The sequence below is a fragment of the Cognaticolwellia beringensis genome, from assembly GCF_002076895.1.
GTDB lineage: Bacteria > Pseudomonadota > Gammaproteobacteria > Enterobacterales > Alteromonadaceae > Cognaticolwellia > Cognaticolwellia beringensis.
Window position 1 is genome coordinate 1,073,903 of record NZ_CP020465.1, and the last position, 16,560, is coordinate 1,090,462.

Here is a 16,560-nt window from a genome sequence, read left to right on the forward strand (position 1 = left end):
CTGCTGTTATCTGACCACTTTAAAATGTATTTTATATTAAACAGAGAAAACAATGTCCCAAGCTCAAAGAGATATCACACTGAGATTTTTAGCCGAACCACAAGACGTTAACTTCGGTGGTAAAGTCCATGGTGGTGCGGTAATGAAATGGATTGATCTAGCCGCATATGCTTGTTCTGCGGGATGGAGTGGTCGCTATTGTGTCACTGCATACGCCGGTGGTATTCGATTTGTTGCCCCAATCCATGTTGGCAGCTTGGTGGAAGTGGAAGCGAAAGTTATTTATACCGGAAAGTCTTCAATGCATATTGCGTTGGAAGTGAATGCTTGTGATCCTAAATCATTAAATAGACGCTTAACAACACATTGCATTGTTATTATGGTGGCCGTAGATCAAAACGGTCAGCCTGAGCGCGTACCTCAATGGATACCTGAAACTGAGATAGACAAAACGCAGCATGCTACAGCGATAAAATTAATGGAAATACGGAAAAAAATTGGCGAAGAAATGCAAATATTTGTCGAAGATTAACAAGTATATAAAGTTGATTTTTATTTGAATGTATCTGCTTAAAATACTGACCACATAAACCTATCATAATTAAAGTGAAGCTATTTCACCGGCCGTAAAATTTTTATAACTTTGCATTTAACTTTGCACTAGACTTCGCAATATAGCTTTACAATATCTGTCTGCTTTCCTGCTATTTTAGACTCTATTTACCTACCTTGTGCCATATTCTGTAACAACTGTAATCGTTGTTGCTCCTGCTTGGATGGTTGATAAGGCATTTCACTTAAGCTAGATATGGCGAAGTCTTTTATTTCAAATTGATTAATAGCGCTATCGCCATATTTTGTTGGCGAACCGGGTGCTGGCGACATTAACTCGATTGAAAACGTAGATAAATAAAACGGCGCTTGTTTTCCTTGTAATACGCTTTGGTGGGCTTTTAATTCTATAGTACCACTGCCTTTATTGAGTTTTTCTTTACTCACCAAATGGGCAATAGGTTGGTTGTCAGCATCAAATAAGTTAGCGCGTATGCGATAAAGACCTTGCTCTCTGGTAGTCAAGTTAGCTTTTATCACCATGTCAGCGTCTTGATTGTATGCGGGATCGAAACTGTTAAGTGTGGCGACTGAGTCAACATATTTAAGTGCTAAAGCAAGGCTAATATCTTTACCATTAACGCGTGCTTTTACTGTTGCTTGCAGCTGCGTTGGCAAGTTACGTTCGCCATCAAATTGTGCAGTCCAGTTATTATTATTATCCTGATCAAAATCGCGCCTTAATAGTGATTTACCGGTTGTTATATCGACGAGTATCAGTACGGCATTATCAATGTTTTCACCTGAGAGTGTGGCAAAAACCGTTTCAGGGTAGGTATAACGATACTTTGATAACTGCGCCGATATTGTTGTTCCAAGATCATCAACTGGAATAGATTGTGGATTAAAATGATTAGGTGCCAATCGATCAAAATCTTTATTCGTTAGAGGTTGCGAGTAAGGAGGAAAGTTAAGTTCTCCAGCATAGGCTTTTGCCACTAAAGTTGCTGAGTCATTGGAGGTTATTTTTTCTAGTACAGCAATACTCTCTATATTATCTTCAATAGTTATAGGTGCTGATTCTGTAGGTTTTATTTTAGATGAACTCACCGTCGATTGAGTAACAGTAGTTAACTGCTGAGGCACTGTTGGCCAAAAAAGCCAAACCGAGATAACAGCAGTGCTCATTATTGCTATGTGCTTTAAAACCGATTTGTTTTTCATGACGGATTTATTCTACCTATAATTATTTATTTTTCATGCTCAGATAGTGCCAGGGCTGTTTAGCTTTCGTGGTGAAAATTGAAAGATAAACAGCCTTTGTTTACTTCATTTTTAGTTAGGAATAGCGTCATAAATGAGCGTTGACATACTGTCAGAAGCCGAATTCTCTACATATAGGTAATTGCTTTTCCAAATCCACCAGCCAGAAGTTTTAGTGTAAGTATTAAAATGAATACTTTCACCAGACAAGGTGTTTTCTTGATTGCTAACCGCTGTTACTTTACCTGCTTGCCATGGTTCAAGCAGTGAACCGTGACTATATTTTTCACCCATGAGCATCGGATAGTGATACGGCATAAATCCTGAAACAGCATTGCCTTGGTATGAAATTTTACCGTTGAACGCTAATTGCGTACTACAACTGCCAAAGCGTGCTTGGCGATTACCGCCACATGAAGAATGAGTACCAACAACACCGTCATCATTACCTTGAATAAATGGGCTAGTAACGCCTAAGTATTCAGTGGCATCGCCGACGAAACGTAAACGTGGAATACGAGCGTCAGGCAACGGCGCAAGTTGTCTTGCATTATTAACTTTTAAGTCATGAAGTACGCCCATTTCATCGCCTAAGTCACCACCAAGCCAAGCTTCTAAAGCCGCTTCGATGATAAAGGTCCAGCTTTCAGTACCCTGAGCAACGCTTACCGCTAAATCGGCAAGTTCACTGCCGCCGCCCGCACCTGCAATGTCAAATGTTGCAACGATATTAAGTGGTGCTAAGCCAGCGTTTTCTAACCAAGTTTCTTGATTGTCGATAATATATCGCGCGACTAAGTCTCCCGTAGAGTGGGTGACAAATATGCAGCCAGGATCGCAAAAGTTACTTTCAGAGAATGCTTTTAATTTTGGCCAGACATAGTCAGTGGCTATTTTACCTTCTATTCGCTCATACGAAGGCCAGTCAATTCGAGCGTCACTTAGGTCGTTCCAGTATCCTTTCCAGTAATCTTGTCCACTTGCAGTAACATCTCCGTCAGCAATGAGTTGTTGCGGCTGAAAGCCGTGAATAAGTACTATTTTGTGTTCTTTGCTGTATGCCGCAGTCGAACATAGTGTTAAACCGAGTGCTGCAATTGCAGTTACACGTTTGATTATATTCATATATTTCCCCAAATTTTTATCGTTATTTTTATTACGTCATATTTTTTATTATTTATAATTCACTGATCGGACGTTCGACCAGTTGAACTGATAATAGAGTAGTGTTTATTTATAATCCACCCCTCAGGAATTATTTATTTTCTACATTTTAGTTAAGTTGGTTTATTTTTTTCAAAAATTTCTAAAATTACTGCTTTTCAACCATAATAATAAATGGTGATTCAATCGGCGCTTTAATTGCCGATTTTAGTCATGGTTGTAGTATGGTTTACATTCACTCCAAGGAAACTATAATCATCCGTCAGTCATAATGATTGAAATTTTAAACCATGCATTAGAACGTTTATTTAGAGGTGTCTATGTACAACCTACCATTAACAATAAAACAAAAAATAATAATGGGGTTTAGCACAATAGGGATTTTATTAGTTGCAGGAAGCATTTTTTTTTATAACTCATTAACACAAATAAGCCAGGCCAATAGTAATGTTGAGCTATTGGCTGTACCTGTACAAAAACAAAGTAGCGCTTTACAGATCAAATTACTCAATATGATCAAAGTAGGTGCCTTGGGGTTTACGCAAAAAAACACCGCTAACTTGATTAATAGCGAGCAAGAATATGCGAATTTAAATAAAGAGTATCAATCGGCTGTTACAGTTTTAAGCAGCAAGTTAATTGATCAACCTAAAATGCTCGAAGCTCTTAATCAGTCCCAGAATCATTACCAAGAGTACGTAAACCAGAGCGAGAAATTTTATTTAGCGAAAAAAAATGTTGCTTCAGCCAATGAAAAATTTGTGGCCAATTATCAAATTTTCATTGAAAGTCGTGACCAAGCCAGTAATAAAATGCTTGATCTTGAATTACTCCAGCTACCAGATAATGGACAATTGCTAGATGATATTATTGGCAATGGTGCGAGAATTGACGATATGCTGTTTACTCTACAGAGTACGATGTCAGGCTTAAAACAGGTAACAGAACTCGATGTATTGTCACAGCATAAAGAAGACGTAAGCTTTTTAATTGCTAACATCAATAATAACTACGTTTTTATGCAGCGATTATTTGCTAGCGTTGATGATAAGACGCTACTTGAAGAATTCTCCACTGAGTTTGCTATTTTAAATAATTTACTGGTTGAGCCCGGTGAATTATATCAAGACAAGCAACAAGCTCTGGACGATTATATTAATGCCAATATTGCTTATAACCTTTCTGTAAAAAGTTTTAATGCCACATATCAGCAATTAACTTTATTACTGTCTCTGGCTGAAGCACGTTTTGATGAGTTGCAGTTAACGACCAAAGCGAAGGTTGCTACAGGCGTTAATCTGGCAATATATATGGCACTTATCTTTGTCGTTTTAGCTACTTTTATTGCTGTGGTAACAACTCGGACAATGTTAGGTCCTTTAGCGGCAGCTAATAAATCATTAGCTTTGATAGCGCAGGGTGATTTAACCCGAAGGTTAACGATTAAGAACCAAGATGAGTTTGGTGATTTATTTAATAATATTAATAAATTGAGTGATGATTTAACTTCATTGCTAAAAAACATTAGCCAGAATGCCTACTCGCTGGACGAATCGGCAAAAGTGACCAGTGAACAAAGCCACCGCATAGCACAATCAACATCGGCACAAATCAGCCGTGTAACTGACGCTAAACTTATTGCAGAAAAAATGTTTATCAGTTCATCAAGTGTGACAGATGAAGCAAACTTGACCGCTAACAACGTCTCAGAAGCTTCAAAGCACAGTTTTGAAATTCGAACCATTGCAGACGATAACAGCAATCGTATTGAATCTTTATCGACAAGCTTAAGTGATTCTGTTGAAGTTATGGCTCGTTTAAGCAAACATAGCGACAGTATTGGTGGCATTTTAGATACTATCGGTAGCATTGCAGATCAAACCAATTTACTGGCATTAAATGCTGCAATTGAGGCAGCAAGAGCCGGTGAGCATGGTCGAGGGTTTGCGGTTGTAGCTGATGAAGTGAGATCGCTTGCATCTCGCACTCAGGCATCAACTGCTGAAATTCAACTGATGATCAATTCATTGCAAACAGAAACACAAACCGCGGAAATTGCCATTTCTCAAGGGCAGAATCAGGCGGCAGAATGTGTCTCTCAAAGCCAAGAATTAAGTCATGCGATCAAACAAATTGAAAGTGCACTACATACCATTGATGAGATGAGTAAAAGCATTAGCGTTGCATCGAATGAGCAGTTAGGTTTTAGTCAAGAAATTGAGCTTACTATGACCGAAGCTGCAGAAGCGGCAACAAGTAATGCGGCTGAATCACAAGACTTGTCTAATCGCAGTGATGAAGTAAATGAATTAGCGCACTCGTTAACTAATTCTGTAGCCCGATTTAAGCTTTAAGTTTATAAATTAGTTGGTCGCTTACATAACCATAAAAAAGCCCTAAATAGCATTCGTTATTCAGGGCTTTTTATATTGATTACAAAAGTGAATTATCTAGGTGCGTCAGCATAAGGATCAAATGGTTTATTCTCACTTGAGCTGTCATTTGAAGTGTTTTTTGAGCTATGATTTGAACTACGTTCTGTATTATCATAGCTAGACTTATCGCTTGATTTAGCATGATTACTTTCGCGTTTATGCTCAGGCTTATAGGCTTTTTTATGCTCTTTTTTATATTCAGGCTTCGAGCGATGAGTCTCTTTAAAACTATCTTTACTTAACGGTATAATCGCTTCGCCGCGCACTAATACTTTTGGTTTTTTGGGTTTTATATGTAACGGGATCACGCGTTGACGCGGTGGGATTTCAAACTCATCCTCCCCGGCTTCTGGTAGATTTTTAAAGTCATAGAGATAAAAACGTTCAAGCTTTTCTCTTGCCCACTCAGTTTTACGTAAAAACTTTAAGCTTGAAGCCATGCTTGGATTACTTTTAAAGCAATTAATACGGGTATACTCAGCCAAAATATCAAAGCCATAGTGAGTTACTAATTCGTTTAGTAGCGTGTCTAATTTTAATCCATGTAAAGGATTATGTGATTGTTCGTTTTCTTGGCTCATGGTTGACTTAATTTGACTGACATTACTTGATATTATACACCGAAATGCTTAGGTTATAAGCGTTGATTTTATTTCTAGGGCTAACAGTGGGGAAATAAAGCATTACTTACAGCTGAGCTAAATGTTGTACACTTGTTTTCACTCAGTAATCACTTTTAATAATAACGGATCCCTCACATGAAAAAACTGATCGTACTTTTAACTATTTCCACTTTAAGTAGTTCGGCTATAGCACAAGAAACAAGCTGGTTTGAAAGCTTGAAAAGCCTGGTAGGTTTGGGTGACACTACCGAGCAAAGTGTTGAACCAAATACATCTGATATTCAAAGCACTAATGGTTTAGTTGACATGCTAACGAGCTCCTTAGATGTTAATGCGGATCAAGCTGCTGGTGGTATGGGCGCTATTTTCAATTATGTAAAAGACAATGTTTCAACTGAGCAATTTAACCAACTTGCTAATTCAGTACCTGGCGTGGAAGGTCTTGTCAGCCAAATGCCTGATATTAGTAAACTTGGCTCAGGCTCTAGCGCGGGCTTAGGCGGCTTACTTGAAAAAGCATCACAATATAGTGATTCTTTAAAGTCAATTAATGATGTGAAAAAGCAATTTGAAGCTTTAGGATTAAAGCCTGAAATGATCAGCAGCTTTATTTCTACTGCGCAAAGCTACTTAGACACTGAGCAAGGACAGCAAGCTAAGCAAATATTAAGCGATGGCTTAGGTAAACTTTTAGGTTAATAATAATTTAAGATAACTGACTCTTTTTAGCGTCAGTTATCTTCTTTCATAGAATATGAAAACGTTCCGCATATACTCATCCATCACCCGCCACCCATCTTACATAACAGGTCTTAGTTTTTGTCGACGGTAAGCACTTTTGAATGGCTACTCAGCCAAAGAATACAATAGAAAGATAATTTAAGTCTCTAAGTTAAACATTGCTAAACTTTTTGTAAGGCTTAAATTATCGACTTAATGTGATATTAATATTTATACTGAAACACCATCTAAAAGATCGTGAATCAGTAACTACAATACACAAAGCGCTTTTTTTTACCTAACATTACGTTATATTAACTATCTAAACATTTCGGGAAATCGGGCAATATGTCATTTAATATTTTACGCAAATTACAACTTATGGCCGTCGCCATTATTACTTTGTTTACCATTGTTATTCTAACTATTCATTCAAATAGTAATGCAATAGCTGATGATTTTTATAACTTTTATCAAAAAAACTATAAAACATCAGCACAATTCGAACGAGTAAAAGCAGTACAAATTGACACTATGCTGAATATTCGCGGCTTACAAATCAGTTATTTGCTTAAGTTGAACAATCAAACAGATGGTTATTTACAGGTTATTAAAAATAACGAAGCGCTAACTCCAAAATTACTGAACGATATGTCAGGAAGTTTTTCCGGTAAACAAAGTGAACTTGAACAATTAAAAACTTTTAGTGCTGAGTTTCAAAATAAGGCGGCATCTTTTGTATCTGCCATGATTAATTCGCCTGATAATAAAGCGCCTTTTCCTGTATTTAAAGCGTTTATGAGTTCATACAATGATTTAATTGCTTTTTCAGATGACTTTAAAAAACAAGTAGATTTATCGGCCGAAACAACGAAAGACTCGGTTATTGAAAATATAAATTTTAGCGGCACAGTTTTTTATATAGGAATGATCCTCGCGGTACTTATTTCATTAGTGTTAAGCTTTCTTATTGCGAATAGAATTAGCGCAGGTATTAGAACGGTTCGCGATACAGCAGAAAAGCTAGCAGGCGGATCTTTGCAACAAAAAGCGGTAGTTGATAGTAAAGATGAAGTATTTGAGCTGGCTGCAGCATTGAATAATACCATTACCAGCTTACAAGAAACTATAATTGCTATCAGCGAGTCTGGAAAGTTAGTCGATAAAAATAGTAGTAATGTACTGCAGTTAAATGAAGCTATGCTTGCGAGTTCTTTTACAATAACCGATAACACTAATTTAGTCGCGACAGCGATTGAAGAAATGTCGTTAACCAGTGATAGCATTGCTAAAAGTACAACAGAATCAGCTACTTTCGCTTCAGAAATACAAGCATTAACCGTACAAGGTTTACTGTCATCAAATCAATCTGTTAAAGAGATTAATTCGCTTATTAACTCAATTAATATTTCAGCCAATGTAGTACACAAGTTGAAATCGGAAACAAATAACATTGAGCAAATTCTTGATGTTATTAGAGGCATTTCTGATCAAACCAATTTACTTGCGTTAAATGCCGCAATTGAAGCAGCCCGAGCAGGTGAACAAGGTCGAGGCTTTGCTGTCGTAGCCGATGAAGTCCGAGGTCTAGCACAACGCTCTCAAGATTCAGTGAATGAAATTGAAAGTTTACTCGGCAATTTAACGCAGGTAGGCGATGAGGCTGTTAAGAAAATGGTTGAAAGTGCAGATACCGCTAAGTTGTTACAAGAAAAAGTGGACGAAAGTAATCATTTAGTTGAAAAGATTCAAGCTAAAGTTGATTTAGTTAATGATCAATCGCATCAAATTGCCACTGCGGCTGAAGAGCAAAGTGTCGTAGTGTTAGATTTAAGCCAAAATATGCAAGAAATTCAAACATTAGTTGAAGATAATTCGATACTGGTTAATCAGTCAAACGAGCGAAGTATTGAAATGAAAGAAGCGAGTCAGCAAGTTCAAGACCGAGTCAATTATTTCACTTATTAAAAAATAAAATATTAAAAGCCGCTAAAACAGCGGCTTTAATATTTATACGTTTGACAAATAAGGTTTACCTTTGAATTGTGAAGTGGATTTAAATTTCAACTAATAACCTTGAAACTACAGAAGAATAAATAAGCATATGACAGAAAGTAGTTCGGCAGAGAACAAGAAAAATTGCCCAAATGATTTGATTTTAACCATAGATAACGGCACGCAAAGTGTTCGTGCTTTGTTATTTGATTTACGGGGTAACTTAGTGGCTAAAAGCCGTGTAGAACTTGAAGCATATTTTTCAATAAAGCCGGGTTGGGCCGAACAACACTCCGATTATTTTTGGCAAATGTTAGGCAAGTGTTGTCAGCAACTTTGGCAACAAAAAGATGTTATTGAAAATGACTACCGCACAAGAGTTACTGCTGTCACTTTAACCACGCAGCGTGGCACTGTTATTAATTTAGATAAGAATGGGCATGCTTTGCGTCCCGCTATTATTTGGCTTGATCAACGGCTATGCAAGAAAAATGAGCCTATGCCTTGGTATTGGCGAGTCGGATTCTTCCTCATTGGTCAGCATAAAGTAGTTAACTATTTCCGTCGTAAATCTCAAGCAAATTGGCTGGCAGAATATGAACCTGAAATTTGGCAAAAAACCGATAAATTTTTATTATTGTCAGGTTTTCTAACTTATAAACTAACCGGACAATTTAAAGATTCAGTCGGCAGTATTGCCGGTTACTTTCCGCTGAATTACAAAAAGCAAACTTGGGCTAGTGCGTGGCGATGGCAATGGAAAGCATTACCCGTTAAAAGGTCAATGCTGCCTAGCTTAGTTAAACCGGGTGAAAAACTTGGTGAGCTGACCGCAGAAGCAGCAGCTCATATGGGGTTGAAAGTTGCTACAAGGGTCATCGCCTCAGCGTCTGACAAAGCTTGTGAAGTTTTGGGCTCTGGCTGTATTAGTCCAGCTACCGCGAGTTTAAGCTATGGCACTACAGCCACAATAAATACTAATAATGTAAAGTATATTGAGCCGAACAGTTTTATTCCGCCTTATCCTTCCGCTATTCCAGAGCAATATAATAGTGAGGTGATGATCTATCGAGGCTTCTGGATGGTGAATTGGTTCAAGCAAGAGTTTGGCCAAAATGAAATAGAACAAGCTCAAGTTTTAGGTGTTAGCACTGAGAGTTTATTTGACCAGTTGGTTGCGCAAGTACCGCCAGGTTCAATGGGCCTCATGTTACAACCCTATTGGTCGCCAGGATTAAAAAACCTTGAAGCAAAAGGCGCTATTATAGGCTTTGGTGACGTTCATACGCGTGCCCATATTTATCGTTCAATTTTAGAGGGTTTAGCTTACGCGTTGAGAGAGGGTAAAGAGAATTTAGAAAAACGTCAAAAATGTAAAATAACCAAGTTAATGGTTTCAGGTGGAGGATCGCAGTCAGATGCGGCATTGCAACTGACCGCCGATATTTTTAACTTACCCGCGCACAGACCGCATACTTTTGAAGCATCAGGGCTAGGCGCGGCAATTAATGTCGCTGTTGGTTTGGGCTATTTTGACAACTACCAACAAGCAACATTAGCTATGACACACATTGAAAAAACATTTACACCTAATCAGGCAAACGTGGTGCTTTATAACAAATTATATCAGCAGGTATATCTCAAAATGTATGGAAAATTAAAGCCTATTTATCAGAGTATTAAAAAAATAACCGGGTATCCTGAGTAATAAAATCAAGTAGAGCTTAGCTTGGTACCAGTTAAGATCTACTTCAACAGCGCTTTTTTACTGTCAGCTTATAGCTAGCAGAAGCTTTAAGTTTTGAGCTGTCAGCAACTGATGATTAGTTTTGAGTTTGGTGGTTGTTTTGATTTTTACTGATAGCTAGTTAAGGTGTATTGCTATGTAGTGCAATACGGTTGCCTTCAGAGTCATGAATAATGGCGCGAAAGCCATGTCCTCCCATGGATAATTTATCTTCAACCAATCGACCGCCGTGCATTTCTGATTGCTTAATCGCATCGTCAAGTCGGCCATTAACATTAAAATAAATCAGTGGCCCTGAGGTGAATATTTGTTCAGGTGGTGAGGGCACTAAGCAGCCTGAAACATTGGTTTCGGCATGCGGTAGAATGCCAACAGTGAAATGTTCAAACTCTTCCTTTTTAACAATTCCTTTAAGCATTGCGCTATAAAACTCAATAGCGCGCGACAAATTTATAACGGGAATATCAACCCAAACAATTTGATTTTCCATATTGTTTCCTTCGTTGTTGATTTGTTATTTACGGTGTTATTTTTGAACAAAGACAATCTTTATGTTGTTAATAAGTATAGTTGAGTAATTTAATTAGCCATATTTTTAGTGTGGACGTTGAATTTAATTATTGTAATTTTTAAAGGTTTCTTTACTGGTTAGTAGTAAGCTTGCCAGAGAGTCGGTAGAATAATTGCTTTGATTTTTATGACTTTGGCGTGCACGACATTATGCGAATTATTCACACTTCCGACTGGCACTTAGGCCAACATTTCTATGGCAAAAGTCGAGCACGTGAGCATCAAAAGTTTTTAAATTGGTTAATTGCACAATCCCAAAGTCAGCAAATAGACGCCATTATTGTAGCGGGCGATATTTTTGATACCGGCACACCACCAAGTTATGCCCGCGAAATGTACTTTGACTTTATTGCTAAGTTACATCAAACACATTGCCAGTTGGTGGTTTTAGCGGGTAACCACGACTCTGTAGCTATGTTATCAGAGTCGCAAAAGCTACTGCAGCAGTTATCCACACGGGTTGTTTCTGCGGCAAGTGATGATATGGCAGAGCAGGTATTTGTCCTCAAAAGCCTTAAAACTCAACAGCAAGCCGTGATTTGCGCAATTCCATTTATTCGCCCTCGCGATATTGTAAAAAGTTATGCTGGGCAATCAGCTAGTGAAAAACAGCGTTCGCTGCAACAAGCGATTACAGGGCACTACCAAACTTTATTTGAACAAGCTCAGGTGTTATCACAGGATATTCAAGCGGGCGAAGCTCGTTTGCCCATTATTGCCACAGGGCATTTAACGACTATTGGTGCATCTACTAGTGAGTCTGTGCGTGATATTTATATTGGCACTTTAGAAGCATTTCCTGCCAGTGAATTCCCCGCGGCTGATTACATTGCTTTAGGTCATATTCATCGGCCTCAAAAAGTAACCAAGAGTGAACACATTCGCTATAGCGGCTCACCCATCGCATTAAGTTTTGATGAAGCTAATACCCAAAAGAGTATTGTTATTGCACAATTTAACGCCGGAGAGCTTAGCAATGTCGAGTTATGCAAGGTGCCATGCTTTCAGCCTTTGTCGATGGTAAAAACACATTTAGAAACCTTAACTGAAGATATTTCTGCCGTTGTTGAAACTAAAGTCAGAGAATCCAAAACATTAGAATCGGAAAATGCAGAGTCGAGCGCTGCACAATTGGATAATAACAACCTAAAAAATATAGTTTCACAAAATGCTCAGGCTGAACAACAAGAGAAAATTTGGCTTGATATTGAAATTGAAAGTGCAGAATATTTACTAGACTTAAGCGCCAGAATTGAGCAAATAGTACAAGAAATGCCTGTTGAAGTGTTACTCGTTAGGCGTAGTAAAAAAGCCCGCCAACAAATGCCGAGTCATGAGAAGAAAGTCACTTTAAATGAATTAAGTGTTCAGGACGTCTTTGACGCACGCTTGGCGCTAGAGCCTTGGCAAACAGATGAACAGCAACAGCGTAAAACTCGCTTAAATAGTTTGTACCTCGATATTGCAGAGCAAACTCAGCTTGCCAGTTCAGCAAAACGTGCTTTAACAGAGCATAATGAAGCGCAACCTAGCTCAACTATCAAAGCGGAGAAAAAATAATGAAAATATTATCGCTACGCTTTGAAAATATTAATTCTTTAAAGGGCCATTGGAAAATAGACTTTACACAGTCGCCCTTTGATACCAGTGCGCTGTTTGCCATTATCGGCCCAACGGGGGCAGGTAAAACTACCATTCTAGATGCCATGTGTTTGGCGCTATATCATCAAACGCCAAGATTAACGATTTCAGATAAGCAAAACCAGTTAATGACTCGCCATACCGCGAATTGTTTAGCTGAGGTTGAATTTGAAGTTAAAGGCCAAGCCTACCGTGCATTTTGGAGTCAACGTCGAGCAAAAAATAGTATTGAAGGTAATTTACAAAAACCGACCGCAGAGTTAGCCAAGCTAATCACTACAGGTGAAGTTGCCAGTGAGTCAGCCGGTGGAGAAGCTGAAGTTATCGCGACAAAAGTTTCCGATATTCGTACCGAAATAGCACGATTAACTGGCTTAGATTTTTCTCGTTTTAGAAAATCGATGATGTTATCGCAAGGCGAGTTTGCGGCTTTTTTAAATGCACCAGCCAATGATCGCGCCGATTTATTAGAAGAGCTAACGGGTAGTGAAATTTATGGCGAAATTTCTAAAGCGGTTTACGAGCAGCATAAAGAGGCAACTAACGAATTAAAGTTATTACAAGCTAAGAGTACAGGCATGCAATTGCTCTCGCCTGAGCAACAAGAGCAAATTAATGAGCAACTGAATAAGGCTTCTGCTCAGCAGAAGCCTTTTGAAGATCAACTTGCGCATTGGCAGAAAATTCGTAGCTGGTTAATGAATCTGCAAAGCGCTAATAAGCAAAAGTTACAAGCTGAGCAACTACAAACATCAGTACAGCAAACACAACAAGAACATGCTACGCAACTGCAAGCGTTAGCCTTGTCAGAGCCCGCTGAAAACTTACGGGCAGATTATCAGCAACTTAATTATGCTAATCAACAGCTTGTTGAGCTTAATGAACAAGCAAGGTTACTTGCAGATGACGCTAAGCAAAGCAAGTCTCAGGTAGATAATGCCGAACAATCTCTCGCAGAGTTTTTGCTATCACATGCAAAGTTTGTTACCCAGCAACAAGAAACTGAGCAATTAATCGTTGAGCAAGTACTGCCGCTTGATAGTAAAATTTCTCAGTTGAGCGAGCATAAAAATCAGCAACTCACCCGAGTAAATGCAGCGAGCGAAGCATTAGTTCAAGCAACGGCTCAAAGCGAGCAGTTAGCCACACAAAAACAGTTGCAGCTAGATAAAATATCTAACGCGCAAGTTGTTATTCAGCAACAAGGGTATTTGGCTACATTGCCTGAACACCTGCCGTTATGGCGTAATATGCTTGCTCAAATGGTTAATGAAAAGCAGCTCAGCTTTGAGCTGAGTACTCAGAACGACAACCTACAAAAGCAAACAGATTTACTATCGAATGAACTCATCAAATCGCAAGAGCAATTAGTTGCATTAGAAGCAGATTGTCAACAACAGCAAGTAATGCTTAACACGAAAGAAAACGATATTTCCCAGTTGTTGCTGCAAGTCCAGTGTCAAAATGAGCAAGCCCTGAGTCAGCAACTCCAAGGCATGCAATCGACGATAAATGAGCAAGCACAAGCGCTGTATAATGCTGAACGTTATCAAAAATTAAGCGCTGAACTGCATGAAATTGATAAAACATTAGCCGAAGATAATCAGCACTTAGCAAACTTATCTGAGCAATTAACTCCATTGCGTGAGCGTTATAAAAACCAAAAATCTGCGTTTATTGATGTGCAGTTAATTGTTGAACAACAAAAAACAATTATGTCGCTAAGTGCACACAGAGATAACTTAAAAGCAGATGAAGCTTGTCCATTATGTGGCTCTGAGCAGCACCCCGCCATAGCTGATTATCAGGCGCTTGGTGACAATAATTCAACTGAAAGCGAACATCAGCAGCGCCTAAAAGCACTGTCGGTTGAGTTAGAACAACTTGAACTTCAAGGTAAAGCCTTGTCTTCAGAGCAAGATAGACTAAAAGAGAAACTTAATTTCATCATTGAAAATAAAGCAATAAAACAGCAAGAACAGCAAAGTTTAACGCAGCAATGGTTAGCACTGCGTGAGTTATTAAAAATAGATTTTGAGTTATCAGCCTTTGAGCAAATAAAAGCAGACATTCATGCGCGCAGACAACAGTTTGAGCAGCTAAATAATGCTAATAACCAATTACAGCAATTAAAGCAGATCAAGCAACAACAAAGTGAATTAGTTTTAGCGCTAGAAAAACAGTTAGTGAACTTATCAAATCAGCGCGAAAATAAAGCGGTGCAGTTAAGCCAGTTGCAACAACAAATTGAGCAAAACAAGCAAAATCTGAATCACAAGCTTGAGCAAATATCGCAAGAGTGGCAAAAATTAAGCCTGCTTATGCAAGATTGTCAGTTGGTGACGCCTGAATGTTTTAGTGTTTATCAGACTTGTGATACTGACACGCAAGGGAGTAATATTTCGCCTCATGAGTTTGTTAATGTTGTGCAATTACAACAAACCTGGATAAATGATCTTGAACAACAAAGCCATGCTTATCAAGCCGCCCTTAGTGCCGTGGCAACCGATAATGAGCAACTACAGCAAGTGCAACAACAACTTGCGGTCATACAAAGTAAAATTGAACAATTGACTGTATCGGAACAAGCGATAAAAATTGAATTAACGCTCATCGAAAATCAGCATAATGAAGCTAAAACCCAGCGGCAATTATTGTTTGCAGAGCAAGATACTCAACAAGTGCGTCAACAATTAAAGCAACAACAACAAACACAGGAACAACTGCTTGTTAATCTGCAAAATAGCGTTAATGAACAGAAAAACCTTCAACAAAACATTACCGGGAAGTTAAACGGGAATGTTGAGGCGATAAGCCGTTTAACGCCACAACAGCAATCTGCTGAGCAAACTTGGCAAACGCAATTAGCAAATAGTGACTTTGAAACTGAAGCAGACTTTAAAGCCGCATTATTAAGCCAAGAACAACGTATAAGTTTAAAAGCAATACAGCAAAGTATTAACGAAAAAACTCAACAAGCCAATGCACAATATCAGCAAGTGCAGCAGCATTTAATACAACTTGAAGAAGATAAGCACCAGCTTCAAGAACAGACAAAGCAACTTCTTGCTACTATTCACGCGAATGAAGAAAATGCCTGCGATAGCGATGAACTCCTTAACGATTTAATGTTCACCGAAACATTAGCGCTAGATGAGCATGTAGATGTAACTGAACTTGATGATAAAGCCTCTGTTTGTAAAGAAAAATTGAAACAACTGCAAATTCGTCAAGGTCAATTAAGTCAACAAATTACCCAAGACCAGCAGCAGCGTAATGAACAACAAGCATTACTTGATGAAATAGTTAAGCAACAAACTGAACTCGATGATCTTTCACATCTTAATGGCTTAATTGGCGCAGCTGATGGTGCTAAATTCAGACGATTTGCTCAAGGATTAACGCTTTCTCATCTCGTTTATTTAGCGAATCAGCAGCTTAATAAATTACATGGTCGTTACCAGTTGCAACGTCAAGAATCAGACAGCTTAGCATTAGAAGTGCTTGATACTTGGCAAGCTGATAGTGTGCGCGATACGAAAACATTATCGGGTGGTGAAAGCTTTTTAGTCAGTTTAGCGTTAGCACTAGCGTTATCAGATTTAGTCAGCGCAAAAACCAGTATTGACTCGCTATTTCTTGATGAAGGCTTTGGCACTTTAGATAACGATACTTTAGAAATTGCCTTGTCTGCGCTTGATTCCTTAAACGCCAGTGGCAAAATGATTGGTGTTATAAGCCATGTAGATGCGTTAAAAAAACGTATTGATGTACAAATAGAAGTGAAAAAACAAAGTGGACTTGGCGTAAGTGAATTAGCTGACTGTTATCGATATCTTGGTAAATAAGC

The 16,560-nt window shown here is 38.5% G+C and carries 11 protein-coding genes; 7 read left to right on the forward strand and 4 right to left on the reverse strand.

The genetic code is table 11. The features are described 5' to 3' along the window. The first annotated feature begins 52 nt into the window (after positions 1–52). The gene (locus B5D82_RS04505; protein ID WP_081149565.1) at positions 53–532 is read left to right on the forward strand and encodes an acyl-CoA thioesterase; all 480 of its coding nucleotides are present in this window, start codon (positions 53–55) and stop codon (positions 530–532) included. Positions 533–720: 188 nt separating this feature from the next. Here B5D82_RS04505 and B5D82_RS04510 read toward each other — a convergent pair whose 3' ends face one another. Both B5D82_RS04510 and B5D82_RS04515 read right to left on the reverse strand, forming a co-directional pair. Continuing rightward, on the reverse strand, positions 721–1,776 hold the full coding sequence (locus B5D82_RS04510; protein WP_081149567.1) for a hypothetical protein: 1,056 nt from the start codon (positions 1,774–1,776) through the stop codon (positions 721–723). A gap of 111 nt (positions 1,777–1,887) precedes the next feature. Then, positions 1,888–2,940: a hypothetical protein gene (locus B5D82_RS04515; protein ID WP_081149568.1), complete on the reverse strand. Its 1,053-nt coding sequence runs from the start codon at positions 2,938–2,940 to the stop codon at positions 1,888–1,890. 398 nt (positions 2,941–3,338) lie between these two features. Here B5D82_RS04515 and B5D82_RS04520 point away from each other — a divergent pair, with 398 nt between their 5' ends. Then, on the forward strand, positions 3,339–5,333 hold the full coding sequence (locus tag B5D82_RS04520) for a methyl-accepting chemotaxis protein (RefSeq protein WP_245807557.1): 1,995 nt from the start codon (positions 3,339–3,341) through the stop codon (positions 5,331–5,333). 92 nt (positions 5,334–5,425) lie between these two features. On the opposite strand, the gene B5D82_RS04525 is transcribed toward B5D82_RS04520, so the two are convergent. Next, positions 5,426–5,995 (reverse strand): VF530 family protein, encoded by a 570-nt coding sequence (locus B5D82_RS04525; protein ID WP_081149571.1) that lies wholly within the window; start codon positions 5,993–5,995, stop codon positions 5,426–5,428. A gap of 177 nt (positions 5,996–6,172) precedes the next feature. Between B5D82_RS04525 and B5D82_RS04530 the strand changes: the two genes are divergently transcribed. From B5D82_RS04530 to B5D82_RS04540, 3 genes are all read left to right on the forward strand, one after another. Beyond that, positions 6,173–6,736 carry a DUF2780 domain-containing protein gene (locus tag B5D82_RS04530; RefSeq protein ID WP_081149573.1) on the forward strand — a complete coding sequence of 188 codons (564 nt, stop codon included), beginning with the start codon at positions 6,173–6,175 and terminating at the stop codon, positions 6,734–6,736. 369 nt (positions 6,737–7,105) lie between these two features. Next, the gene (locus tag B5D82_RS04535; protein ID WP_081149574.1) at positions 7,106–8,725 is read left to right on the forward strand and encodes a methyl-accepting chemotaxis protein; all 1,620 of its coding nucleotides are present in this window, start codon (positions 7,106–7,108) and stop codon (positions 8,723–8,725) included. Between the two features lie 136 nt (positions 8,726–8,861). After that, positions 8,862–10,460 (forward strand): FGGY-family carbohydrate kinase, encoded by a 1,599-nt coding sequence (locus B5D82_RS04540; RefSeq protein WP_081149576.1) that lies wholly within the window; start codon positions 8,862–8,864, stop codon positions 10,458–10,460. 160 nt (positions 10,461–10,620) lie between these two features. Here B5D82_RS04540 and B5D82_RS04545 read toward each other — a convergent pair whose 3' ends face one another. After that, a complete protein-coding gene (locus B5D82_RS04545; protein ID WP_081149577.1) occupies positions 10,621–10,989 on the reverse strand; it encodes a VOC family protein in 369 nt (122 codons plus the stop codon). Between the two features lie 230 nt (positions 10,990–11,219). On the opposite strand from B5D82_RS04545, the gene sbcD reads away from it, so the two are divergent. Together sbcD and B5D82_RS04555 are read left to right on the forward strand one after the other, a co-directional pair. After that, positions 11,220–12,629, forward strand: coding sequence for an exonuclease subunit SbcD (gene sbcD / locus B5D82_RS04550; protein WP_081149579.1), 1,410 nt, complete (start codon positions 11,220–11,222; stop codon positions 12,627–12,629). Beyond that, entirely contained in the window at positions 12,629–16,558 is a 3,930-nt protein-coding gene (locus B5D82_RS04555; protein WP_081149580.1) for an AAA family ATPase, read from the forward strand. Before sbcD ends, B5D82_RS04555 begins: the two co-directional genes overlap by 1 nt. The last annotated feature ends 2 nt before the right edge of the window (positions 16,559–16,560 follow it).